General features: G+C 71.1%; 19 protein-coding genes. 10 read left to right on the top strand and 9 right to left on the bottom strand.

Annotated elements, in window-relative coordinates; genetic code table 11:
• From IZR01_RS27035 to IZR01_RS27020, 4 genes are all read left to right on the top strand, one after another.
• Positions 1-1,051 (top strand): PLL family lectin (locus IZR01_RS27035; protein WP_228560307.1); only part of this gene is annotated, 1,051 nt, incomplete at its 5' end.
• A gap of 59 nt (positions 1,052-1,110) precedes the next feature.
• Positions 1,111-2,787: a DUF8189 domain-containing protein gene (locus tag IZR01_RS27030; RefSeq protein ID WP_194925480.1), complete on the top strand. Its 1,677-nt coding sequence runs from the start codon at positions 1,111-1,113 to the stop codon at positions 2,785-2,787.
• A gap of 63 nt (positions 2,788-2,850) precedes the next feature.
• A complete protein-coding gene (locus IZR01_RS27025) occupies positions 2,851-4,062 on the top strand; it encodes a GDSL-type esterase/lipase family protein (protein WP_194925479.1) in 1,212 nt (403 codons plus the stop codon).
• Between the two features lie 55 nt (positions 4,063-4,117).
• Complete coding sequence (locus IZR01_RS27020) at positions 4,118-5,635, top strand: DUF8189 domain-containing protein (protein ID WP_194925478.1); 1,518 nt, start codon at positions 4,118-4,120, stop codon at positions 5,633-5,635.
• Positions 5,636-5,757: 122 nt separating this feature from the next.
• Here the strand turns inward: IZR01_RS27020 and IZR01_RS27015 are convergent, their stop codons facing one another.
• Positions 5,758-6,738 (bottom strand): amidohydrolase family protein, encoded by a 981-nt coding sequence (locus IZR01_RS27015; protein ID WP_194893675.1) that lies wholly within the window; start codon positions 6,736-6,738, stop codon positions 5,758-5,760.
• A 61-nt stretch (positions 6,739-6,799) separates the two neighbouring features.
• On the opposite strand from IZR01_RS27015, the gene IZR01_RS27010 reads away from it, so the two are divergent.
• Positions 6,800-7,390 (top strand): MarR family winged helix-turn-helix transcriptional regulator, encoded by a 591-nt coding sequence (locus tag IZR01_RS27010; RefSeq protein ID WP_323746273.1) that lies wholly within the window; start codon positions 6,800-6,802, stop codon positions 7,388-7,390.
• 36 nt (positions 7,391-7,426) lie between these two features.
• Here the strand turns inward: IZR01_RS27010 and IZR01_RS27005 are convergent, their stop codons facing one another.
• Both IZR01_RS27005 and IZR01_RS27000 read right to left on the bottom strand, forming a co-directional pair.
• On the bottom strand, positions 7,427-8,308 hold the full coding sequence (locus IZR01_RS27005; RefSeq protein WP_194893674.1) for a hypothetical protein: 882 nt from the start codon (positions 8,306-8,308) through the stop codon (positions 7,427-7,429).
• Between the two features lie 139 nt (positions 8,309-8,447).
• On the bottom strand, positions 8,448-9,071 hold the full coding sequence (locus IZR01_RS27000; RefSeq protein ID WP_194893673.1) for a TetR/AcrR family transcriptional regulator: 624 nt from the start codon (positions 9,069-9,071) through the stop codon (positions 8,448-8,450).
• 127 nt (positions 9,072-9,198) lie between these two features.
• Here IZR01_RS27000 and IZR01_RS26995 point away from each other — a divergent pair, with 127 nt between their 5' ends.
• Entirely contained in the window at positions 9,199-10,242 is a 1,044-nt protein-coding gene (locus IZR01_RS26995; RefSeq protein ID WP_194893672.1) for a 4,5-dihydroxyphthalate decarboxylase, read from the top strand.
• Positions 10,243-10,303: 61 nt separating this feature from the next.
• Here the strand turns inward: IZR01_RS26995 and IZR01_RS26990 are convergent, their stop codons facing one another.
• The 3 genes from IZR01_RS26990 to IZR01_RS53495 form a co-directional block, all read right to left on the bottom strand.
• Positions 10,304-10,987, bottom strand: a complete 684-nt coding sequence (locus tag IZR01_RS26990) for an SDR family oxidoreductase (protein ID WP_194893671.1) — start codon at positions 10,985-10,987, stop codon at positions 10,304-10,306.
• 93 nt (positions 10,988-11,080) lie between these two features.
• Positions 11,081-11,851 (bottom strand): response regulator, encoded by a 771-nt coding sequence (locus IZR01_RS26985; RefSeq protein WP_194925477.1) that lies wholly within the window; start codon positions 11,849-11,851, stop codon positions 11,081-11,083.
• Positions 11,848-13,095, bottom strand: coding sequence for a sensor histidine kinase (locus IZR01_RS53495; RefSeq protein ID WP_194893669.1), 1,248 nt, complete (start codon positions 13,093-13,095; stop codon positions 11,848-11,850). Before IZR01_RS53495 ends, IZR01_RS26985 begins: the two co-directional genes overlap by 4 nt.
• A gap of 132 nt (positions 13,096-13,227) precedes the next feature.
• Between IZR01_RS53495 and IZR01_RS26975 the strand changes: the two genes are divergently transcribed.
• The 3 genes from IZR01_RS26975 (at position 13,228) to IZR01_RS26965 (ending at position 16,523) form a co-directional block, all read left to right on the top strand.
• Positions 13,228-13,965, top strand: a complete 738-nt coding sequence (locus IZR01_RS26975) for an ABC transporter ATP-binding protein (RefSeq protein ID WP_194893668.1) — start codon at positions 13,228-13,230, stop codon at positions 13,963-13,965.
• Positions 13,965-14,750: an ABC transporter permease gene (locus IZR01_RS26970; RefSeq protein ID WP_194925476.1), complete on the top strand. Its 786-nt coding sequence runs from the start codon at positions 13,965-13,967 to the stop codon at positions 14,748-14,750. Before IZR01_RS26975 ends, IZR01_RS26970 begins: the two co-directional genes overlap by 1 nt.
• Positions 14,751-14,993: 243 nt before the next feature.
• Positions 14,994-16,523: a cell wall-binding repeat-containing protein gene (locus tag IZR01_RS26965; protein ID WP_194925475.1), complete on the top strand. Its 1,530-nt coding sequence runs from the start codon at positions 14,994-14,996 to the stop codon at positions 16,521-16,523.
• Positions 16,524-16,752: 229 nt separating this feature from the next.
• On the opposite strand, the gene IZR01_RS53490 is transcribed toward IZR01_RS26965, so the two are convergent.
• A complete protein-coding gene (locus IZR01_RS53490) occupies positions 16,753-16,974 on the bottom strand; it encodes an EF-hand domain-containing protein (protein ID WP_323746272.1) in 222 nt (73 codons plus the stop codon).
• A 161-nt stretch (positions 16,975-17,135) separates the two neighbouring features.
• Here IZR01_RS53490 and IZR01_RS26955 point away from each other — a divergent pair, with 161 nt between their 5' ends.
• Complete coding sequence (locus tag IZR01_RS26955) at positions 17,136-19,199, top strand: N-acetylmuramoyl-L-alanine amidase (protein WP_194925473.1); 2,064 nt, start codon at positions 17,136-17,138, stop codon at positions 19,197-19,199.
• Positions 19,200-19,280: 81 nt separating this feature from the next.
• Here the strand turns inward: IZR01_RS26955 and IZR01_RS26950 are convergent, their stop codons facing one another.
• Both IZR01_RS26950 and IZR01_RS26945 read right to left on the bottom strand, forming a co-directional pair.
• The gene (locus tag IZR01_RS26950) at positions 19,281-19,865 is read right to left on the bottom strand and encodes a Rieske (2Fe-2S) protein (protein WP_194925472.1); all 585 of its coding nucleotides are present in this window, start codon (positions 19,863-19,865) and stop codon (positions 19,281-19,283) included.
• Positions 19,866-19,978: 113 nt separating this feature from the next.
• Positions 19,979-22,132: a hypothetical protein gene (locus IZR01_RS26945; RefSeq protein ID WP_194925471.1), complete on the bottom strand. Its 2,154-nt coding sequence runs from the start codon at positions 22,130-22,132 to the stop codon at positions 19,979-19,981.
• Positions 22,133-22,201 lie beyond the last annotated feature (69 nt).

Genomic DNA, 22,201 nt, shown 5'->3' with positions numbered 1-22,201 from the left:
GGACTACGCCGCCGTCTTCCCCAGCGGCAACGGATCCCCCGCGATCGCCCAGCACCAGGACGGCCGCGTCGAGGTCTTCGCGGTCAGCCCGACGAACGCCGTGAACAGCGTCGTCGAGACCAAGCCCGAGGCCCCCTGGAGCCCGTGGTGCGGCTACGCGCTGCCGGGCCGCGTCACCCAGGTCGTCGCGGCGACCCACCTGTCCGGCCGGCTGGAGGCCTTCGCGGTCACGCCGAGCGGCGGCCTGCTGAACAACTTCGAGACCGCGCCGAACGGCCCGTGGAGCGGCTGGAACGGCTTCGGCCCGGCCACCGGCAAGGTCACGTCGGTCGAGGTCGCGCGGCACGCCGACGGCCGGCTCGAAGTCTTCGCGGTGATGTCCGACGGCTCGATCCAGAACAAGTACGAGTCCGCCCCGGACAAGACCTGGTCCGGCTGGAACAGCTTCGCCCCGACCGGTACCGCGGTGAACGCCACCGTCGCGATGCACCAGGACGGCCGCCTCGAAGTCTTCGCGGTGAACAGCGGCGGCGGCGTCCAGAACAAGTTCGAGACGGCCCCGGAGCAGGCCTGGTCGAGCTGGAGCGGCTTCGGCCCGTCCGGGAAGGTCGCCTCGGTCCGCGCCGGGAACCACGCCGACGGCCGCCTAGAGGTCTTCGCGGTGATGTCCGACGGCTCGATCCAGAACAAGTTCGAGAGCGCCCCGAACGGCACCTGGTCCGGCTGGAACGGCTTCGCCAACCCGGCGACGGCCGGTGCCGACCTCACCGTGGCCCAGCACGCCAACGGCCGCCTGGACATCTTCGCGGTGGGCACCGACGGCGTCCTGCAGGACGACGTCGAGAACGCGCCGAACGGCACCTGGTCCGGCTGGTCCACCACCTTCGGCCCCAGCGGCACGGTGACCCAGGTCTCCGCCGCGACCCACCAGGACGGCCGGCTGGAAGTGCTCGCCGTCATGGCCGACGGCTCGATCCAGAACAAGTACGAGCAGTCCGCGAACGGTACGTGGTCCGGCTGGAACGGCTTCGCGCCGGCCGCCACGGGCTGACCGCCCCACGCTTCCGACCAAATCCGAACCCTGGCACAGCAGGAAGGCAGTACCCCGCAATGGATCAGAACTTTGTCAATCCCAACCTGTCCCGACGCAGGCTGTTGGCCCGGACCGGTGCCCTGGCAGCCGTCGCCGTATCCGGCGTCCGCCTGGCCGACCGCGCCTCGGCCGCCACGGCCGGCCCGACCGCCGCGGCCGCCGCCGGCGCCTCGGCGGCGACCGTCCCGCCGGTCACCGCCTACGGCCTGGACTACGCCTGGGCACCGCGTCCGAGCACCGGCGCGCTGACCGCCGCCGGCTACAAGTTCGTCATCCGCTACCTGAGCAACGACTCGACCAAGAACCTGACGGCCGCCGAGGCCCAGGCGCTGAACGCGGCAGGCATCGCAGTGGTCTGCAACTGGGAGGCCGCGACCATGGCGCCGATGAACGGCTACAGCCAGGGCGTGACCGACGCGACCACCGCCCAGCGGCAGGCCGCGGCCTGCGGGGCGCCGCCGGACCGGCCGATCTACTTCAGCGTCGACTGGGACGTGCAGTCCTCTGACATGACGGCCGTCAACGCCTACTTCGACGGGGTCGCCTCGGTCATCGGCACCGCCCGCACCGGTGCCTACTCCAGCTACGACGCCCTGGGCTGGTTGCTCGGCTCCGGCCGCGTCAAGTGGGCCTGGCAGTCGGAGTCGACCGCGTTCTCCGGCGGCCGGAACGCCAACCCCTACCCCGGGATCCAGCTGTGGCAGACCGGATCGCTCACCTTCGACGGCGCCGACTGCGACAAGGACCAGGCCTTCACCGACGACTTCGGACAGTGGCCCCGGGTCTACGGACAGGGCAGCGGCGGCCGGATCGCCACCGGCGTGCACCAGGACGGCCGGATCGAGGTCTTCGCGGTCACGCCGTCCGGCGGGATCCAGAACAAGTACGAGACCGCACCGGACCAGGCCTGGTCCGGCTGGAACGGCTTCGGACCGGCCGGCACCGCGGTCGCCGTGGCGGCCGGCCGGCACCTGGACGGACGCATCGAGGTCTTCGCCGTGATGAGCGACGGCTCGATGCAGAACAAGTACGAGACCGCGCCGAACAGCGCCTGGTCCGGCTGGAACGGCTTCGCCCCGGCCGGCACGGCGAAGTCCGCGACCGTCGGCATCCACCTCGACGGTCGGCTGGAAGTGTTCGCGGTCACGCCCTCCGGCGGGATCCAGAACAAGTACGAGAGCGCACCGGACCAAGCTTGGTCCGGCTGGAACGGCTTCGGACCCGCCGGCAGTGTGGACGCCGTGACCGCCGGCCGGCACGCCGACGGCCGACTCGAAGTCTTCGCCGTGCTGACCGACGGCTCCATCCAGAACAAGTACGAGACCGGCCCGGACAAGCCCTGGTCCGGCTGGAACAACTACGCCGCGGCCGGCACCGCGAACGGCACCGGGTCTCCGGGCACTGATTCAGCCGGCGTCCACCTCGACGGTCGCATGGAGGTGTTCGCGGTCACGCCCTCGGGCGGGATCCAGAACAAGTACGAGACCGCCGCCGACGGCGCCTGGTCGGGCTGGAACGGCTTCGGTCCCTCGGGTACCGCCACCGCGACGGCGGTCAGCCAGCACCGGGACGGCCGGCTGGAGGTGTTCGCCGTGATGAGCAACGGCTCCATCCAGAACAAGTACGAGAGCGCCGCGAACGGCAGCTGGTCCGGCTGGAACGGCTTCGCGCCGGCCGGTACTGCAAAGGCCTGATTCCGGCCTTCGTAAGAGTTCTAGTGCCGCAATTCCAATGCCCCGCACCGAATCCGGAGAATCATGAAGCCCATCCCCCAGCGCTACCGCGCCGCCGCGCTCGCCGTGTGCGCGCTGCTCGGCACCTCGTCCCTGCCCAGCGCGTCGGCGGCGAGCACCGCGACCTCGGCGTTCACCGCGTCCTGGGCCACCTCCCAGCCCGGGACCGTGACCAACAGTCCGGCCTGGCAGAACCAGACCCTGCGCATGGTCGCCCGCACATCGTTGGGCGGCAGCCAGGTCCGCGTCGACCTGTCCGACGCGGGCGTGGCGAGCGCGGCGACGTTCGGCCACGTCACCGTCGGCGTCCAGCAGAACGGCGGCACCACGACGGCCGCGCCGGTCACCGTCACCTTCAACGGCGGCTCGCGCACCGTCACCGTCCCGGCCGGCGGCCGGGTCGCCTCCGATCCGGTCACGATGGACGTCACCCCCGGGACCCGGCTGCTCGTCTCGCTGTACGTCCCGGCCGGCTCGCCGATCAGCACGGCGCCGTCGAACACCTACGCGTTGCAGACCGAGTACAACGCCAGCGGCGTCGACGCCACCGGCGACCAGTTCTTCCCGACCAGCAACACCTTCGGCTTCACCACGTTCCTGGCCGGGGTGGACGTGGCCGCCCCGGCCGCGTCCAGCGTCGTGGCGATCGGCGACAGCATCACCGCCGCGATGGGCACCCCCGGCGACAGCGACACGGCCTGGACCGACTACCTGGCCTCGCACACCGCCCAGGCCGGGCTCGGCGTGGTGAACATGGGCGAGACCGGGGACCAGGTGATCGCCGACCAGTCCGGCAACCCGTCGGTCAGCACCCGCTGGACGCGCGACGTGCTGGACGTCCCCGGCGTTCGCAGCGTCATCGAAGAGGGCGGCATCAATGATCTGCGAGCCGGGGTCACGGCCGCCCGGCTGGAGACCGCCCAGATCGCGCTCGCGAGCGCCGCGCACAAGGCGGGGCTGAAGTTCCTGCTGACCACTCTGACTCCGTGCGGCGGGGTCGGCGGGGCCGCCTGCAACAGCACCTTCGAGACACAGCGGCTGGCCTACAACTCCTGGGTCCGCGGCGGCGCCGGCGGCAACGAGGACGGCTTCGCCGACTTCGACGCGGCGCTGGGCGGCTACTCCAGCAACGGCGTCGGGATCCTGAACCACGTCTACGACTCCGGCGACCACATCCACCCGAACATCCAGGGCAACGCCGTCATGGCCGACCTCGTCCCGGTCGGCAAGCTGTAGCCGATTTCCCCCTGCTTCCCCCGCTTTCCAAGCCTTCTCCGGTAGGAGTATCAGAATGCGCACATCTCAACGCAGCCTGGCGCTGAGCGCCGCCGCCGTCCTGGCCGTCCTCGCCGGCGGCATCGCCGTCGCCGCACCGGCCCAGGCCGACACCGCGGTCACCTGCACCGACACCTCCACCCCGGACGGCAGCATCTCCGGCTGCATGGCCGCCGAGCGTGCGATGTACTGGGTGAACGCCAACAACGGCAACGGCGTCATCTACGACCAGAGCGCGACGTTCAACAGCCCGGACGGCGTGCCCTACCGCAGCGACTGCTCCGGGTTCGTCTCGATGGCGCTGCACCTGACGCCGACCGGCCTGGACGCCTTCGTCACCGGCGACATGTACGAGGCCAACGGGTTCCAGGACGTCGCCAAGGACAACCTCCAACAGGGCGACATCCTCGACAACCCCAGCGCCGGGGACGCCGGGCACGTGGTCCTGTTCGACCACTGGACCGACAGCACCCACACCTCGTACTGGGGCTTCGAGCAGCACGGCCCGTCCGGCAGCTACGGCACGTCGTACCACGTGATCCCGTACCCGTACTTCTCCGGCTCGGGCACGTACTACCCGCAGCATTACACCAAGCTCGCGCCCCCGGCCGTGCCGGCTGTGTACGGTCAGGGCACCGGCGGCCGGATCGCCGCCGGCGTGCACGCCGACTCCCGGGTCGAGGTGTTCGCCGTGACCCCGGCCGGCGGCATCGAGAACAAGTACGAGACCTCGCCGGACGGCACCTGGTCGGCCTGGAACGGCTTCGGCCCGGCCGGCACGGCGGTCGCGGTGGCCACCGGACGGCATGCCGACGGCCGGTTGGAGGTGTTCGCCGTGATGAGCGACGGCTCCATCATGAACCGCTACGAGACCGCCCCCGACAAGGCGTGGTCGGACTGGTACAGCTTCGCCCCGGCCGGCACCGCCAAGTCGGCGACCGTCGGCGTCCACCAGGACGGCCGCCTGGAGGTGTTCGCGGTGACGCCGTCCGGCGGCCTCCAGAACAAGTACGAGACCGCCCCGGAGAAGGCCTGGTCCGGATGGAACGGCTTCGGCCCGGCCGGGACTGTCGACGCCGTCACCGCCAGCCAGCACGCGGACGGCCGCCTGGAGGTGTTCGCCGTGATGAGCGACGGCTCGATGCAGAACAAGTACGAGAGCGCCCCGGAAAAGGCCTGGTCCTCCTGGAACGGCTACGCGCCGGCCGGCACTGCCAACGGCAAGGGTTCTCCGGGTACTGATTCCTCCGGTGTGCACCAGGACGGTCGCATGGAGGTGTTCGCGGTCACCCCGAGCGGCGGGATCGAGAACAAGTACGAGACCGCCGCCGACAAGCCCTGGACCGGCTGGAACGGCTTCGGCCCAACCGGAACGACCACTACGGCCACCACAGCCACCCGCCACCAGGACGGCCGCGTGGAGGTGTTCGCGGTGCAGAGCGACGGCTCGATCATGAACAGGTACGAGACCAAGCCGGGTGGCGCTTGGTCGGGTTGGAGCTCTTGGGCGCCGGCGGGTTCGGCGTTGACTTAGGAGAGTGGGAGGGCCGACCAGCCGCGCCTACTTCGCAGCCGGCAGCTGACCGATCAGCGAGCGGGATCGGTCAGCTGCTGGCGGCTGGCGGCACTGGCGGCACTGGCGCAACCGCGATGAAGTCAGGGCTTTGCCAGACGCGGGAACAGCACCTCGGCGTTGCCCCGGTTGACCGCGTGCTGCTGACCCGGCTTCCAGTCGGGATAGTCGTCGAGCCCGGCGTCGAACTGCAAGACCCAGGGCTCTGTCGCGAACGGGAAGTCGCTGCCGTACAGAACGTGGCCTGGCGCGGCGAAGGCCAGTAGCGACGGCAACGAATACGGCGTCGCGGACAGCGCCGTGTCGAAGTAGAACCGGCGCAGATCGGCCAGGATGCCCTCGGGCGTGGTGCCGGGCGAGAACTGCGCGGCGGCACTGAAGCGGGTGGCGGCGTAGGGCAGGAAGCCGCCGGCGTGCGACAAGATGACCTTCAGCCGGGGATAACGGCTCATCACGCCGTTCGCGACCATGTGCAGCGCGGTCCGCGTGGTGTCGAAGGGGAAGTCCAGCACCGGGCTGGGCAACCGCTCCAGGACCGGCATCGGCGGCGCGGTCGGGTGGATGAAGACGACCGCGGACCGGGCGTCGAGTTCGGCCCACAGCGGCTCGAACTCCTTGTCGCCGAGGTAGCGGCCCCTGGCGTTGGACAGCAGGACGACACCGTCGGCGTGCAGTTCGTCGAGCGCGTATACGGCCTCCGCGACGGAGCCCTCCACGTCCGGCAGCGGGATGGACGCGAACTGCCCGAACCGGTCGGGCCGGTCCTTGGCCAGCTCCGCCGTGTACTCGTTGGTGCTGCGCGCGAGATCGCGGGCCTTGGCGTCGTCGCCGAAGTGCACGCCCGGCGCGCTGAGCGACAGGATCCCGGTCGCGATCGACCGGCGGTCCATCATCGCGACGGCCTCCTGCGGGCTCCAGCCCGGCAGCGGCCACCCGCCGTTGTCCTCGCCGAGCTGCCCCAGCAACTCGCGGTAGGACGGCGGGAACAGGTGCTGGTGGACGTCGATGCGGTCGGCTGAGGAGGTGCCGTCAGTGGTGGAGGTGGTGTGATCCGGGGTGGCCATGATTCCTAGCTCCCTAATCTCTAGCAAGCTAACTATTTGCTTGCTTGCTAAGCTAGCACCCATGAGAAGCACCGACAACCGGCCCCCTGAACCGGCGACGAAGGCTGCGGTAGCGAAGGCTGCGGTAGCGAAGGCTTCAGCGGCCGACGCCGCAGCAGCCGACGCCGCCCTGACCGACGCCGGGATCGAGGAACTGGCCCAGGTCGCCGACGCCCTCTTCCTCGCGATGCGCCGCTCCCGCGCCTCTTACGCGCAGCGCGACGGCGGCCTGTCGTTCCCGCAGCTGACGCTGCTCGAACCGTTGATGCGCGAGAAGCGGATGCCGGTCGGCCGGCTGGCGGCGGGGGCCGACGTGAGCGTGCCGACCGCGACCCGGATGCTGAAGCAGCTCGAGGCCAAGGGCCTGGTGGTGCGGGAACGCTCGACGGAGGACGAGCGTCAGGTGCTGATCAGCCTCACCGAGGACGGGGCCGGCAGGCTCGCGACCATGCGGGGACGGCTCCGCGAGCGGCAGGCGCGCTCGTTCGAGGTGTTCACGCCGCAGGAGCGCGTGCAGTTCGTGACGTTGACGCGGCGGCTCACGGAATTCATCACCGACGCCGTCAAGGCTGAAGGCGCCGGTGGAGACGGGATCGGAGACGAGAGCGCCTAAGGCAAAGCCACAGGCAGTGGCGGCCCTACCGGCGGTTTACGCGGCCGGACGAGGCTTCCGTCCACGCGTCGTCCCCTGCACCACCCGAGCCGCGTCCACGCACGCAGCCCCGATGTGCCGAAGCAGCGCCTCGACCTGATCGCCGCAGTGCGGGGGAACGTGCGCGCACAGTTCGACCAGCTCGCCGGCCGCGAGCAGCTGCGCGTCCAGGCGTCGCAGGATCGTGCGACCGGTCTCCGAGTAGCGCAGCGCCGGATCGCGACGGAGCGCGTCGAGCGCCGCCACGGGGTCGTGGCGCAGTGCCCGGTCGGCTGCGGCGGACGACTGCGGACGGCGGCCCGGCGACGTCGCGGATACGGACCCGGGCCGAGACCCAGACCCGGGCCCAGATCCGGACCCGGACCCGGACCCGGTCTCAGAGCCGGAATTCTGTGCCTCAGCCTGCGAATCGAGCTCCGACTCCGGCTGGGGTTCGGCCAACACGGTACGGCCGGTGGGAACCGGGGGCAGCCCGGCCAGTACCCGGCGGCGTACGTCGTGCGCGGTGCCGAGCGAGATGCCCGCGGCCCGCGCGATGGCCCGCACCGGGATGTCGGGACGCTCGGCGAGCAGCTGAGCCGCGGCGCGCCGACCCTCGTCGGCGTTCACCGGCCGGGCGCGGCCGTCCCCGCCGATCCGCACCTTGGCGGCCCGGTGTTCGCCGAGGCCGCGACGCACCGCCGAGACCGTGCCGGCGGACAGTCCGACCACCCGGCCGACTTCGCGGTCGGAGCGCGCCGGACTGGCGCTCAGGATCCGCGCGGCTTCCGCGCGGCGCTCGGCCAGGCTCGGGGTCCCGCCGAGCGTGCGCTCTACGGAACCGGCGGGCTGGTGTCCGGAGACCTGTTGTGGCGACGGGCGTTCATCGGTAACAGACATCTCACTGTCCCCCATGTGCGATCGAGCTCTTTGTCGCCGAGCTTTCCGGGTCCGCACAACAGGCCGATAACAATGATCTAACACGACGCCGGATCGGGCTCTCACCAGCGGTTCTCGCCAGCAGTTCTCACCAGCGACGCTAACCCGCGGCTCCGAGCACCGCGCGCAGGGAGGCCGCGAGGCCGGAGGTGTCCGTCAGCCCGAACGCCACGCGCTGCAAGAGGAATCCGTGCAGCAGGCCCATCACCGTCCGGGCGCCCTGGTCCGGGTCCAGGCCGGCAGGGACTGTATCAGCCTGCTGACCACGCCGCAGCGCGTGGGCGATGCTGGCGCGGACGCCGTCGAAGCCCTCGTTCGCCCGGGCGTGGATGTCGTCGTTGCGCAGGAGCTCCGACCAGGTCTGGACGGCGCAGCGCAACAGCTCGTCAACGGAGACGTCATGCCCGGCGGCGTCGGTCACGCTCTGGCCGCCGATCGGCTCCAGGCAGGCCAGGACGAGGTCCGCGACCGTCGGGGCGTCGGCGCCGTCGGCCAGCCGCCGGACCGGATCGAAGATCAGCCGGAACGTGTCGCCGGTGATGGCCAGGATGATCTCCTCCTTGCTCGCGAAGTAGCGGTACGGCGCCCCGGCCGAGACCCCGGCCTCCGCCGCGATGTCCGGCATCGACGTCTGGTGGAACCCGTCGCGGGCGAAGCAGCGGCGGGCCGCCGTCACGATCTCGGCACGCTTGGCCTCGCGGCGCTCGGGGCTGATGCGCGGCATGGCCGCCTCCGTTCCTGGGTGCTCACCGCGTCCTGGGTGCTCACCGTGAATGAGCATTCATCTTGACAGCGAGATTACACCCGGCCAGGCTAAAGTGAACAACCATTCACGGAAGCGAGGGAACCCCATGGCCGCCACGGACCCTGTGGACCGCATCGACACCAGCTCCACGAGCGCCGGCCTGACGATCGGCGTCTACGCCTACGAACACACCCAGCCGCTGCTCGACGGCCGGGTCGCCACCGTCGCCCCGGACGGCCGGCCCGTCGCCTACGAGACCGCGCCCCTGGCCTCCGACATCTTCCGCAACACCGTCGAGGGCCGCTACGACCTCGCCGAATACGGCCTGACCTACTTCCTGCGCACCTTCGACCTCGACGACTCCCCGTTCCTGGCGCTGCCGATCTTCCCGAACCGCAACTTCCGGCACTCGGCGATGTTCGTGAACCCGGCCGCGGGCATCGAGAAGCCGCAGGACCTCGCGGGCAAGACGATCGGCGAGTTCGCGCTCTACGGGAGCGATCCCGGCGTCTGGCTCAAGGGCATCCTGGCCGACGAATACGGCCTGCGGCCCGAGCAGTCGCGCTGGATCATCGGCGGCACCAACCACCCGATCCCGGCCTTCGACTGGATCCCGCAGCCGGTCCCGGACGGCGTCGACGTCCGGCACGCCGCCGACGGCCAGAGGCTCGGCGCGATGTTGGAGTCCGGCGAGATCGACGCGCTACTCTCGGTCGACGTCCCGCGGGCGGTGCTGGACGGCTCACCGAAGGTGGCGCGGCTGTTCCCCGACCACCAGAGCGTGGAGCGGGACTACTACCGGCGCACCGGGATCTTCCCGCAGATGCACATCGTCGCGATACGCAGGGAACTCGCCTCAGAACCGGGGCTGGTGCGGGCTGTCTATCAGGCCTTCTGCGAAGCCAAGGGACTCGTTCAGCAGAAGTACCGCGACGACGCCGTGAAGCAGCACATGAGCGTGGTCACGCCGTGGTTCAGTGCCCTGTTCGAGCAGAACCGGCGGCTGCTCGGCGAGGACTGGTGGCCTTACGGCGTCGGCGCGAACCGCAAGGCCATCAACACTTTTCTGCGCTATCACCACGAGCAGGGGCTGTCGAAGCGGCTGCTGACGTGCGAGGACATCTTCGTGTCGGAGCTGCTCGACACCTGAGCTGCGTCGGCGTGGATTACGAGAGGCGTGGGCTACGAGAGGTGTCCGAGGTACCGCGCCATCAGGTGGCCAGCAGGCCGCCGTCGAGAACGAGGTCGTGGGCGTTGATGCCGGTGTTGCGCAGCAGGAAGTCAGTGGCGTCGACGACCTCGGCCATCGTCACCAGCCGGCCGATCGGGGTCCGGCCGGCCGCCGGGATCTCCGCGTCGCGCCACTTGGGGCTGTCGCCGACGATGGCCGGATGCAGGGCGTTGACCCGGTGCGGGGCGATCTCGACCGCGAGGGTCTTGATCAGCCCGGTGATGCCGGCGTTGAAGGTGGTGACCATGGTCGAGCCCGGATGCGGACGCTCCTTGGCGACCCCGCCGAACAGGACGACGGAGGCGCCGGGCTGGAACCGGTCGCGCAGCACGCGGACGGTCTCGGTGTAGCCGACGAGCTTGGTGGTCACGGCCGCCACCGCGCTGGTGATGTCGAACGCCGCCAACGAGTTCGCGGCCTGGTGGATCGCGGTGATGACCAGGTTGTCCACCTCGGCCACGGCGGCCAGCCCGGCGCCGATCGTCTCCGGCCGGGCGAGGTCGGCCGCCAGCCCGCGGACGCCGTGGCCGATCTCGGCGGCGACCGCCTCGGCGCGCGCCAGGTCCCGGCTGGTGAGGATGACGTCGTCGCCCCGCTCGGCGAAGTGCTGAACCAGTTCGCGACCCAGGCCGCCGGTACCGCCGACGATGATTGTGCTTGTCATGGTGCGACCCTACTCGCAGCGTCGGGCCCGCGGGACTGCCCGCGGCACCGGTCAGCGTCACGGCACGGTGCCGAGCTCAACGAGCCGTTCGGCTCAGCCCCGCCCCGGCTCCACCAGCCCCGACTCGTAAGCCAGCACCACGGCCTGCACCCGGTCCCGCAGCCCGAGCTTCATCAGGATCCTGCCGACGTGGGTCTTCGTCGTCTGCTCGGCGATGAACAGCAGATCGCTGATCTCCGCGTTGGACAGCCCGCGGGCGATCAGCCGCAGCACCTCGGCCTCGCGCGGGGTCAGCTCGGCCAGGCGGTGCGATACCGCGGGGACGGGGGTCGGGGGGCGTTGGGTGAAGTCCGCGATCAGGCGTCGGGTCACCGAGGGGGCCAGCAGCGCCTCGCCCGCGGCGACGACGCGGACCGCGTGGACGAGTTCGGCGGAGGGGGCGTCCTTCAGGATGAAGCCGCTGGCGCCGGAGCGCAGTGCCTCGTAGACGTATTCGTCGAGGTCGAAGGTGGTCAGGACCAGCACGCGCGGGATCGCGGCGCCCGAGTTCCCAGCAGCGGAGTTCGCGGCCGCAGAGTTCGCGGCGCCAGAGTTCGCGGCGCCAGAGTTCCCGGCGCCAGAGTTCCCGGCCGCAGAGTTCCCGGCGCCGGAGCGCAGCAGTCGGCGGGTCGCCGCCAGGCCGTCCATGACCGGCATCCGCACGTCCATCAGCACCACATCGGGCCGCAGCCGCTGCGCCTCACGCACCGCCTCCGCGCCGTCCGCAGCCAGGCCGCAGACGCGGATGCCGTCCTGGGCGGCGAGTAGCGCGCCGAAGCCCTCACGGACCATCGCCTGGTCATCGGCGATGAGGCAACTGATCATGAGACAGCTCCCGTCAGCGGCAGCCGGGCCCGGACCGCGAAGCCGCCGTCGGGGGCCGGGCCGGCCCTCAGCCAGCCGCCGAGTTGGGCCGCGCGCTCCCGCATCCCGGCCAGACCGTGGCCGCCGCCCTGGTCTCGCGGATGGCCCGCGGCGGGGCCGTTGACCACACTCAGCTCGACCGCCGGCTCCCGCACGTCGACCAGTACTTCGATCGCCGCCCCCGGCGCGTGCCGCCCGGCATTGGACAACGCCTCCTGCACGATCCGGTACGCCGCGATCCCCACCCCGGCCGGCACCGCCCGGGTCTGCGGCGGCATCGACAGCGCGACGTGGGCACCGGCGCGGCGGGCGGTGTGGACCAGGTCCGGGATGTCGGCGAGCTTCGGCTGTGGCGCGTGCTCGGGCGGGGCGTCGGCGCGCAGCACGCCGAGCAGCCGGCGCATCTCGGTCAGCGCCTCCCGGGCGCTCTCGCCGAGCGCCGCGAACTCCCGCGCGACCGGTTCGCTGACCGTGCCCGCCTCCAGGCGGTAAGGCGCCGTCTGCGCCTGCACCACGATCATCGACATGTGGTGCGCGACCACGTCGTGCATCTCGCGCGCGATCCGGGCCCGCTCCTGAAGCAGGGCACTGTGATCCTGCAAGGTCTGCGCGCGCTGGGTCTGCTCGGCCAGCGCGTGCCGGGCCCGGAGCCAGGCGCCGATGCCCTCGGTCAGCGCGCCGAAGCCGAGGACCACGGCCGTGACCACGACGGCCGGAACCCAGCGGTCGATCCAGATCCAGGCCGGGATGAGCATGAAGGCCTGCATCGTCCACAGTTGCGCGCGGGGGCGCCGGAGCCCGGCGTTCACGAACACCACCAGCATCACCGTCACCGCGCCCGCGTCCAGGCCGTGGCCTCCGGCGGCGAGCGGGCCGAGCAGTACCGCGAGGTAGCTGATCCGCCAGGCCGTGAGCGGGAACCCGGGTGTCAGCGCCAGGGCGGCCACCGCCGCGAACAAGACGACCAGCAAGCCCAGCGAATGCCCGGACGAGCTGCCGTCCGGGTGGGCGCCGAACGATCTGGCCAGGAGCATGACGCCGCCGAGCGCGGCCGCCACGAGCAACACCGCGGCCAGCAGCGCGGCGGCGTAAGCGGTCTTGGCGGCGCCGGGCGAGCGCGAGGCCGGGGCCGGCTCCCGGCCCACCAGCACCTGGCGTACCGCACGGCCGACGGCCCTGGTCAACCCCCGTTTCTGCGACTTCACCCCTCCAGGGTAGATCGGCCGACCCCGGCGCGTAGTCCCGCCGCGGTCGTCATACCCGGGTAGGGGGTGCCGGCCGGAGTTGGCTCCCGGTGGTGACGCGCCACGCATGGTGGGTTTCCTAGCGTGATCAGCATGATTGATGCACGAGACCTCACCAAGCGGTACGGCGCCACGCTCGCCGTCGACCGCCTCAGCTTCTCCGTCCGTCCGGGCGCGGTGACCGGGTTCCTCGGCCCGAACGGGTCCGGCAAGTCCACGACCATGCGGATGATCATGGGCCTGGACGCCCCCGACGGCGGCCAGGCCCGCATCGGCGGTCGCCCCTACCAGCAGGCGCGCTGGCCGTTGCGGGAGGCGGGTGCGCTGTTGGAGGCGCGCGCCTTCCACCCCGGCCGCACCGGCCGCGGCCATCTGCGGGCGCTGGCCGCCGCGAACGCCGTGCCCGGCTCCCGGGTCGAGGAAGTCCTGGGCATGGTCGGCCTGGAGAGCGCGGCCGACCGCCGCGCGGGCACCTACTCCCTCGGCATGGCCCAGCGTCTCGGCATCGCCGCCGCGCTGATCGGCGATCCGGGGGTGCTGCTGTTCGACGAACCGGTCAACGGCCTGGACCCCGAAGGCGTGCGCTGGATCCGTCAGCTCATGCGGCGACTCGCCGCCGAGGGCCGCACGGTGTTCATGTCCAGCCACCTGATCAGCGAGATGGCGCAGACCGCCGACCGGCTGATCGTCATCGGCGCCGGTCACCTGCTGGCCGACACCACGGTCGCCGAACTGTCGGCGCGCGCCGGGGGCAACCTGGAGGACGCCTTCTTCGCGCTGACCGCCGACTCCGCCCAGTACCGGGCGGCCACCGCCGAAGGAGGATTCTGATGACCGCGACCACCCTTCAGCAGACCCGCGCGGCCGAGCGCCCGGGCTACCGGCTCCGGCACGCCGCGCGCATGGAGTGGATCAAGCTGCGCAGCCTGCGCTCGACCACCTGGATCCTGGCCGCCGGCGTCGTGGTGACGATCGCCCTGGGCACGGTCGCCGGGCTGAACACCAGCGATCCGAAGAGCGACGTGACGAGCAACGTGCTCTCCGGCGTCATCTTCGGGCAGTTGCTGCTGGGCGTGCTCGGGGTGCTGGTGATGAGCAGCGAGTACTCCTCCGGCACGATCCGCGCGACGCTGGCCGCGATCCCGCGCCGGCCACTGGTGCTGACCGGCAAGGCCGTCGTGTTCGGGACGGTCGCACTGGTCGCCGGGGAGGTGGCCACGTTCGGCTCGTTCCTGGCCGGGACCGCGGCACTGCGCTCGTCGGTGCCGCGACCGTCCTTGTCCGATCCCGCGGTGCTGCGCGCGGTCGTGATGGCCGGTGCGTATCTGGCGCTGATCGCGTTGATCGGCCTCGGGATCGGCGCGATCGTCCGGCACAGCGCGCCGGCGGTCACCACGCTGGTCGGCGGGTTGTTCGTACTGCCGCTGGTCATCGGCGCCGGCAGCCGCACGGCGGGGCAGTTCATGCCCGAGTTGATCGTCGGCAATTCGCTGGCGGCGGTGCAGCCGGTGGAGGGCTTCGGTCTGTCGCCGTGGCTGGAGCTCGGGATCGTGGCGCTGTATGCGGTGGTGCTGCTCGGGGTGGGGCGCGCGTTGCTGGTTCGGCGCGACGCTTGAGGAGCAAACCGGTTGGAGCAAGAGATCGGAACAAGAGACTGGAACAAGAGACTGGAACAAGAGACTGGTGCGTGAGCCTGTGGGACGGGGCGAAAGCTACTTCCCTTGTGTCCACGTATTTCCCGCTCCGGGCGGTAGCGGTGCTGTCCGCTTCCGTAGCTGATTTCATGCTTTCCTCATCCTTGTGATGGGATGCGGCAGCTTCAGCAAGCCCATCCACTTCCCAACGGGGGATCACCACCCATGACCAAGAACCGTCCGACGGCCGTCGCCGCCCTCGTGGCCGCGGCTCTGGCCGCCGGCACCATCGCCGCCGCCCCGGCCCTGGCTGCCGACGGCGGCAGCGGCAGCGCCACCGGCTCCAGCACCGGCAGCGCTACCAGCGGCGCCACCGGCACCGCCGCGAAGACCGTCCGCATCAGCGGCGCCGACCGCTACGCGACCGCGATCCAGGCCTCGCTCAAGGACTTCCCGGCCGCCGGTTCGGCGAACGGCGTCGTCATAGCCCGCGGCGACCTGTACGTGGACGCGCTGGCCGGGACCCCGCTGGCCACCGCGAAGCACGCGGCGCTGCTGCTCACCGACGGCAAGTCGCTGACCGACGGCGTCGGCACCGAGATCCAGCGGGTGCTGGGCCCGGACACCGCCAAGCCCGTCACCATCCTCGGCGGTCCGGACGCGGTCAGCCCGCAGGTCGAGGCGCAGCTCAAGGCCCTGGGTCACCAGGTCACGCGGATCGGCGGCGCCGACCGCTACGCCACCGCGCTGGACATCGCCGGCACCTCCGGTGCCAAGACCGCGGTGGTCGCCACCGGCACCGACTTCGCCGACGCACTCGCCGCCGGCCCGCTGGCCGCGTATCAGGGCTCGGCGATCGTGCTGTCCAACGGCCCGACCGTCACCGACGCCGGCACCGCCGCGTTCATCGCGCACGCCGCGCACGTCACCTCGGTCGGCCAGCCGGCCGTCGACGCCGTGCACAAGCTCAAGGTGGACGACACCGAGCTGGCCGGTGCCGACCGCTACGCCACCGCCGAGGCCGTGGCCACCCAGTCCGCGCTCAAGGACGCCAAGAGCGCCGTGGTCGCCACCGGCGCCGACTTCGCCGACCCGCTGGTCGGCGGCGTGTACGCGGCCTACAACAAGGGCGCGCTGCTGATGACCGACGGCGCCAAGCTGTCGCTGCCGACCGCCCGCGCGCTGCTGGAGATGCCGGGCCTGGGCGGCACGACCATCGTCGGCGGCACCGACGCGGTCAGCCAGGGCGTGCAGAACTCGATCGACACCGTGCTGGCCGGCGCCCCGCAGATCCAGTCCCTGCGCGACTTCCAGGTCCAGGCCCAGAAGCAGGCGAAGACCGACCGCGAGGCGGTCACCATCACCGCGAACATCCTGGCCGACCAGCTCACCGCCGCCGCGGACGCCCTCAGTGCCCTGACGAACGTGGTGAAGCAGAACCCGGACACCCACATCGGCGACCCGCTGCTCAAGCTGGCCGACGCGCTGACCGCGGTGCTGGACGCCAAGGACGACAACGCGCTCTACACCGCGATGCAGAACGTGGACCTGGCGTCCCGCGCGCTGGGCGCGGACCCGGACGCCACCCCGGCCGAGCAGGCAGCGGTCAGCTCCTTCACCACCAAGTGGGGCGGCGTCGCGAACGCCTACGCCAACTACCAGAAGGCCGATGCCACCGCGCACATGTCGGACACCCGCGCCGCCGACGCGCAGCGGGCGATCGACGAGGCGATCGCGAAGCTGATCGGGGCGTAGCGCTCCGCTGGTTCGCTGGTAGGTACATCGTTTGTAGGTGCAGCGCTGGTAGGTACAGCGCTGGTAGGTACAGCGCCTGTACATGCAGCGCTTATAGGTACGACGTGTGTGGCCCGGGTTCGTGACGAACCCGGGCCACACTCGGCTCTACTGCTGCATGCTCAATGTCAAAGCTCAATGCTCGATGCTCAGGCAAAGACCCTCGCGAGACCCTCGCCAGGAGCCCCGATCAGCCCGCCATCAGAGTCCGGAACTCCTCCAGGCTGATCGACCCGTCGTGGTCGGAGTCGCCGGTGCCGATGCGCTCGGCGGCGTCCTCGACCGTGACGTCCTCGCCGAGTTCGGCGAGCGCGGCCCGCAGTTCCTCGGCCGTGATCTTGCCGTCGCCGTCCAGATCGAAGATCTGGAAGACCTTCTCCACGTCCTCGGGCGCCTTCCGGTGCTGTCCCACAGCCCCTCCCACCGTCGTAACCAGGGTTGATGTCCGGACACAATATCGTGCGGCGTCAGTGGGTTCAGAACTGTGACCCAGATCACGGCACCCAAGAGGGTGGGCGATACCGTCAATGGAGTGAATCTGCCTTCTGCCATCCCCACCATGGGAGACCATTGATGAGTTATCGCTTCAAGCCCGGCATATCGCGAAGAGCCGCCGGGCTGTGGGCCGCCGGGTGCGCCGTGGCCCTGGCCACCACCGCCGTCGTCTCGACCGCGCAGGACGCCGGCGCGGCCGCCCCGCCGCATCCGGTGGGGCTGCCGGCCTCGTTCGCCGCGGCCGCGCAGGAGACCGGCGTCCCGCTGAACGTCCTGGAGGCGCTCGCGTATCAGGAGTCCGCGTGGGACGACCACGGCGGCGCCCCGTCGACCACCGGCGGGTACGGCATCATGCAGCTCACCGAGATCTCGCCGGCCACGATCGACGGCCTGGACCCCTCCAGCGCCAAGGCGGCGGCGGTCGAGGCCGATCCGACGCTGTCCACCGCGCGGACCGCGGCGAAGCTGATCGGGTCCGACACCCGGACCGTCGAGAACGACGACGCCGCGAACATCCACGCCGGCGCCGCCCTGCTCGCCTCCTACGCCAAGGCCCTCGACGGCGGGAAGCTCCCGACCGCCGCCGGCGACTGGTACTCGGCGGTCGCCAAGTACAGCGCCAGCGCCGACGCCGCGACCGCGAAGCAGTTCGCCGACCGGGTGTACACCACGGTGCGGACCGGAACCGCGACCCCCGCGCTCACGCTGACCGGCGACCCGGCCGTGGCCGTGAACACCGCCTCCCTGAGCGCGCTGCACCTGGCCGCTCCGGCCCCGGTCAAGAACGCCAAGTCGGCCGACGGCACCCCGCTGCCGGAGTGCCCGTCGGATCTGAACTGCGACTACGTTCCGGCCGCGCTGGCGCTGAACAACCCCGCTGACCTGTCGAGCTACGGCAACTACGACCCGGCGAACCGCCCGGCGCAGTCGCAGATCCGCTACATCGCGATCCACGACACCGAGGGCAGCTACGCCGGCTCGATCGCGGAGTTCCAGAACCCCGCGGTCTACGCCTCGGCGCACTACATCGTCCGGTCCTCCGACGGCCAGGTGACGCAGACCGTGCCGACCCAGGACATCGCCTGGGACTCCGGCAACTGGTCGATCTACCAGCACTCGGTCTCGATCGAGCACGAGGGCTGGGCCATCCACGGCGCCTCCTGGTACACCGAGTCGGAGTACGAGACCACCGCGGATCTGGTGCGCTACCTGGCCGCCCGCTACAACATCCCGCTGGACCGGCAGCACATCTTCGGCCACGACGAGATCCCCGGCTCCACCGACGCCAACCAGACCGCGCAGCACTGGGACCCGGGACCGTACTGGGACTGGTCGCACTTCATGGACCTGCTCGACGCCCCGATCGTGCCGTCGTTCAGCGCGGACAGCAACGCCGCCGGCACCCCGAAGCTGGCCGACCCGGCCTTCAACGCGCTGGGCTCGGTCGTGGTCGTGAAGCCGGACTACAAGGGCAACCTGCAGGCCGTCTACGGCTGCACCGTCGCCAACGACCCGACGCCCGGCGCGGTCCCCGGCCAGTGCGGCGAGCAGCCGGCCCAGGCCACGAACTTCGTCTGGCTGCGCACCGCCCCGGACCCGACCGCGCCGCTGCTGTCCGAGCCGTATCTGCACCCTGACGGCTCCGCGGGCACCGACAGCGCCGACGACTGGGGCGACAAGGCGGTGACCGGCGAGAAGTTCGTGGTCGCGGACCGCGAGATCACCGCCGACGGCGTGTGGACCGGCATCTGGTACGGCGGCCGCGAGGCCTGGTTCCAGAGCACGTGGTCGGACTTCTCGGCCTGGCCCTCCACCGCGACGGTGGTCACCCCCAAGCCCGGCCTGACCTCGATCCCGGTCTACGCCACGGCCGCGCCCGAGGCGTCGGCCTACCCGGCCCCGATCGCCGCGGTCGACCTGCGCACGCCGAAGCTGCTGACCAAGTACTCGATCCCGGCCGGCCAGTCGTACGTCACCTCCGGCCCGGCGGTGCACGGCGAGTACTGGTACGCGCGCAACATCGACGGTTCGGCACCGGATGACCGCACCGAGGTGGTCGGGACCACGATGTTCTACCTGATCCAGTACAACCACCGGTTCGTGTGGGTGGACGCCGCGGACGTGAACGTCTCGCAGCACTGACCCGTGTGTTACCACTGACGCCGACGTGAACAAGGGCGCGGGCCGGGAGCGATCGCTCCCGGCCCGCGCCGCTTTCGTGCCTCACGCCTTGGTGATCTGCCCGTTCGCGACCGTGATCGGGACCGCCGCGAGCGGCGAGGGCGCGGGCCCGTTCGCCACCGAACCGTCGGCGATGTGGTACTCGCTGCCGTGGCACGGGCAGACGATCAGACCGTTCTGGACCGTGCCGACGATGCAGCCCATGTGCGTGCACACGGCCGTGAAAGCCTTGTAGGTACCAGCCGTCGGCTGGGTCAGCACGATCTTCTGGGCGGCGAGGATGGTGCCGCCGCCGACCGGGACCGAGGACGTGGCGGCGAGCGCCGCGCCACCGCCGCCGGAGCCCGACGACGAACCGGATGTGGAGCTGCTGCCGCTACCGGACGTCGAGCTGCTGCTCCCGGCTGCCGAGCTCGTGGAAGCCGACGAGCCGCCGGCCGCCGCGCTGGTGGAGGTGCCGGTCGAGCCGGCCGAAGCGGTGCTGCTCTTCGAGGAGGAGCAGCCCGCGCAGACGGCCCCGACCGCCGCGGCGATCCCGAAGAAGGCCCGGCGTCCGGTGCCGTCGTAGTGGGCCGGGCAAGCCGTTTCGTCATCGGTCTGGGTGGCGGCGAGATCAACGGTGGCCATCGTCAGGTCGTCTCCTGTGTCTGAGGTATTGGCAAGTGCTGTAGCGACACGTCGCGCGGACGCGATCGGTTCAACGGGACCTCAGAATGGTGAGATTTCTACCGGCCTCGCACCTATCGCAGCTCCGAGAGTTCCCGCTCCGAGCACTCCGACTCCGAGAACTCCCCGACGAGCTCCGCATCCGAAGCCCGCGGCCGTTCCCGGAGCTTGCCCGCCAACGCCAGCCACCGGTCGGGACGCCCGTCGAGCCGGGGCCGAATCAGCTGCGTCATCGGGTCGGCCGGCGGCCGGTCCAGCGCCGCCTCCGTGCGCAGTGGTTCCGCGTAGTACGCCGCGATCGTCTCCGAGACCGGGTGCGCGGCGGCCTCGGCGAGCAGGGGGGCCGCGTCGCCGGTGGCCATCGACTCGCGGACCTGGTCCGCCATGTAGTCCAGGCTCCCGACGCGGTCCAGCTCCAGCGCCCACACCGCCTCGACGCCGGCCACCTCGGCGAGCAGTACGTAGGCCGCCGCCTGGCCCTCTTCCCGGAACTCGTCCAGGGCGGCGCGCGTGGCGTCGAACACCCATGCCGGGTCCTGCGAGGTGCCGCGGATCGCGTTCAGCGCCAGCACGGGGTCCGTGGCCGCGTGGTCGACGATCCAGTCCAGCAGCTCCTGGTCGCGCGGGACTCCGGCGAACGCCGCCTTGCCGATCTGCGGATCGACGAGCTCGCGTTCCCGGATCGAGGCCAGGACCGCGGCGTTTTTCGGTTTCGCCAGCAAGCGCAGCAGGATCGAATCGGGCGTCGCCTCGTTGGCCGCCAGAAGCCCGCGCTGCGGGACGGTGCCGTGCTCGACGACGAACTCCACCAGTGCCCGGCACAACGGCGCCTCGCGCGCGGCGGCGGTGATCGACTTCTTCATCCGCTTGGTCACCAGCGCGCCGGCGGCCACGTCCGGCGGTGCCAAGGCGAGCAGGATGTTCGCCGCGGAGAAGCCCGTGGGGTTGAACGCGGCGTATTGGACCTCGCCGCTCGGCCGCCCCGGCGTCAGATCGCGATCGGCGAGGAGTTCCAGGACAGTGCCCTCATGGTAGTCAGCCCAGGCGACCGCCCGGGCCCACCGCTTCACGTCGCCGCCGAGCTGCTCGGTGGCGTGCCGCGCGATGAGCGTGAGCATGTCATCGCACGCGCGCCGCAGGCCCGGCGCCTCGGCGTCGTACTCGTCACACAGCGCCAACGCCAAGGCGAGCGCGGCGGGCCGGGCGTACTCCAGCATCTCGGCGGCCGTGATCGTCCCGGTCCGCAAAGCGACCTGGGCCGCCTCATGGAGTTTGGAGAAGCGGTGGTGATCAGTGTACTGACGCTTCTTGACGAGTTCACGGAACCGTTCCAAGGAGATCCCGGTGACATCATCGCTGTCCCGGACCTCGAAATGCGTACCGAGCGCGAAGCGTTCGGGAAGGTTCCCGAACCGGGGGAAGCCGAGAACGGTGAAGTCACTCCCCCGCCCCGCCCACAACGCACGCTGACGCTTCACCTCACGCCGCCGGCCATGCGTGTCCAGCGTGTGCATGACGCGCGCGACATCCGTCCTGGACAGCTTCTTCGCGTGCGGCACGACCGCCAGCGCCAGGTCCGGATCGTCGGCCGCGGCCGCCTCGGTCAGCTGCTGCGCGGAGGGCCCGGGGCTGCCGACCGCGTCGAGCAGGCGCTGCTTGACGCTCGGCGGGATCATTGCGCGGCCGTCCGGTCCTTTGCGGTGCCGCAAGATCGCCTGCCTGGCCCGGTAAACCAGCGTGCGGGCGGGGTCGAGGTCGAAGAACACGGCGTCGACTTCCGGATCGCAAAGCGCCAGCAGCCGGTCCACGGTGTTCACCGACCCCGCACCGCCGACGAGGCCGGTCGCGCGGGCCAGCGCGGCCCGCGCCGAGCTCGGCCCCTCGGTGAGGATGTACTCGCGGACCGGCAGGGCGAGCCGGCCCTGGACGGCCTCGACGCCGAGCGCCAGGTCGCCCTCGGGAAGCGCGGCCAGGACTGGCGGGACGTCTACCGGACGCGCTGATGCCAGCAGTGCGAGGAGGCGGACCAGAGCTTGGGCGCGGTCCGAGCCCGCCGGATCTGGCCGGTCCGCCAGATCTGCCCAACCGGCCGGATCTACCCCGTCCGCTGAGTCCGGTGGGCTCAGCGAGTCCGCCCCGCCCGCTGGGTCCGGCGAGCTCACCGAGTCTGCCGATTCCGGTGAGCCCACCGAGTCCGCGGCCGCCGAGGCAGCGCTGTCAGAAGCCATCCCGCCCCGCCTATCCCTGGTCGCCCGAAGGAACCAAGTTTAGGGTTCAGGCCCCGGTTCAGGGATCGG

This window comes from Catenulispora pinisilvae (genome assembly GCF_015356865.1).
Classification (GTDB): Bacteria; Actinomycetota; Actinomycetes; order Streptomycetales; family Catenulisporaceae; genus Catenulispora; species Catenulispora pinisilvae.
Note: the sequence above shows the minus strand (reverse complement) of the source record. Positions and strands in the feature narration are given on the sequence as shown.

Excerpts from the sequence above, each read along its gene's own strand:
- IZR01_RS27030 (WP_194925480.1), top strand. The coding sequence starts at position 1,111 with ATGGATCAGAACTTTGTCAATCCCAACCTGTCCCGACGCAGGCTGTTG.
- IZR01_RS27025 (WP_194925479.1), top strand. The coding sequence starts at position 2,851 with ATGAAGCCCATCCCCCAGCGCTACCGCGCCGCCGCGCTCGCCGTGTGC.
- IZR01_RS27020 (WP_194925478.1), top strand. The coding sequence starts at position 4,118 with ATGCGCACATCTCAACGCAGCCTGGCGCTGAGCGCCGCCGCCGTCCTG.
- IZR01_RS27015 (WP_194893675.1), bottom strand. The coding sequence starts at position 6,738 with ATGGCCACCCCGGATCACACCACCTCCACCACTGACGGCACCTCCTCA.
- IZR01_RS27010 (WP_323746273.1), top strand. The coding sequence starts at position 6,800 with ATGAGAAGCACCGACAACCGGCCCCCTGAACCGGCGACGAAGGCTGCG.
- IZR01_RS27005 (WP_194893674.1), bottom strand. The coding sequence starts at position 8,308 with ATGTCTGTTACCGATGAACGCCCGTCGCCACAACAGGTCTCCGGACAC.
- IZR01_RS27000 (WP_194893673.1), bottom strand. The coding sequence starts at position 9,071 with ATGCCGCGCATCAGCCCCGAGCGCCGCGAGGCCAAGCGTGCCGAGATC.
- IZR01_RS26995 (WP_194893672.1), top strand. The coding sequence starts at position 9,199 with ATGGCCGCCACGGACCCTGTGGACCGCATCGACACCAGCTCCACGAGC.
- IZR01_RS26990 (WP_194893671.1), bottom strand. The coding sequence starts at position 10,987 with ATGACAAGCACAATCATCGTCGGCGGTACCGGCGGCCTGGGTCGCGAA.
- IZR01_RS26985 (WP_194925477.1), bottom strand. The coding sequence starts at position 11,851 with ATGATCAGTTGCCTCATCGCCGATGACCAGGCGATGGTCCGTGAGGGC.
- IZR01_RS26975 (WP_194893668.1), top strand. The coding sequence starts at position 13,228 with ATGATTGATGCACGAGACCTCACCAAGCGGTACGGCGCCACGCTCGCC.
- IZR01_RS26970 (WP_194925476.1), top strand. The coding sequence starts at position 13,965 with ATGACCGCGACCACCCTTCAGCAGACCCGCGCGGCCGAGCGCCCGGGC.
- IZR01_RS26965 (WP_194925475.1), top strand. The coding sequence starts at position 14,994 with ATGACCAAGAACCGTCCGACGGCCGTCGCCGCCCTCGTGGCCGCGGCT.
- IZR01_RS26955 (WP_194925473.1), top strand. The coding sequence starts at position 17,136 with ATGAGTTATCGCTTCAAGCCCGGCATATCGCGAAGAGCCGCCGGGCTG.
- IZR01_RS26950 (WP_194925472.1), bottom strand. The coding sequence starts at position 19,865 with ATGGCCACCGTTGATCTCGCCGCCACCCAGACCGATGACGAAACGGCT.
- IZR01_RS26945 (WP_194925471.1), bottom strand. The coding sequence starts at position 22,132 with ATGGCTTCTGACAGCGCTGCCTCGGCGGCCGCGGACTCGGTGGGCTCA.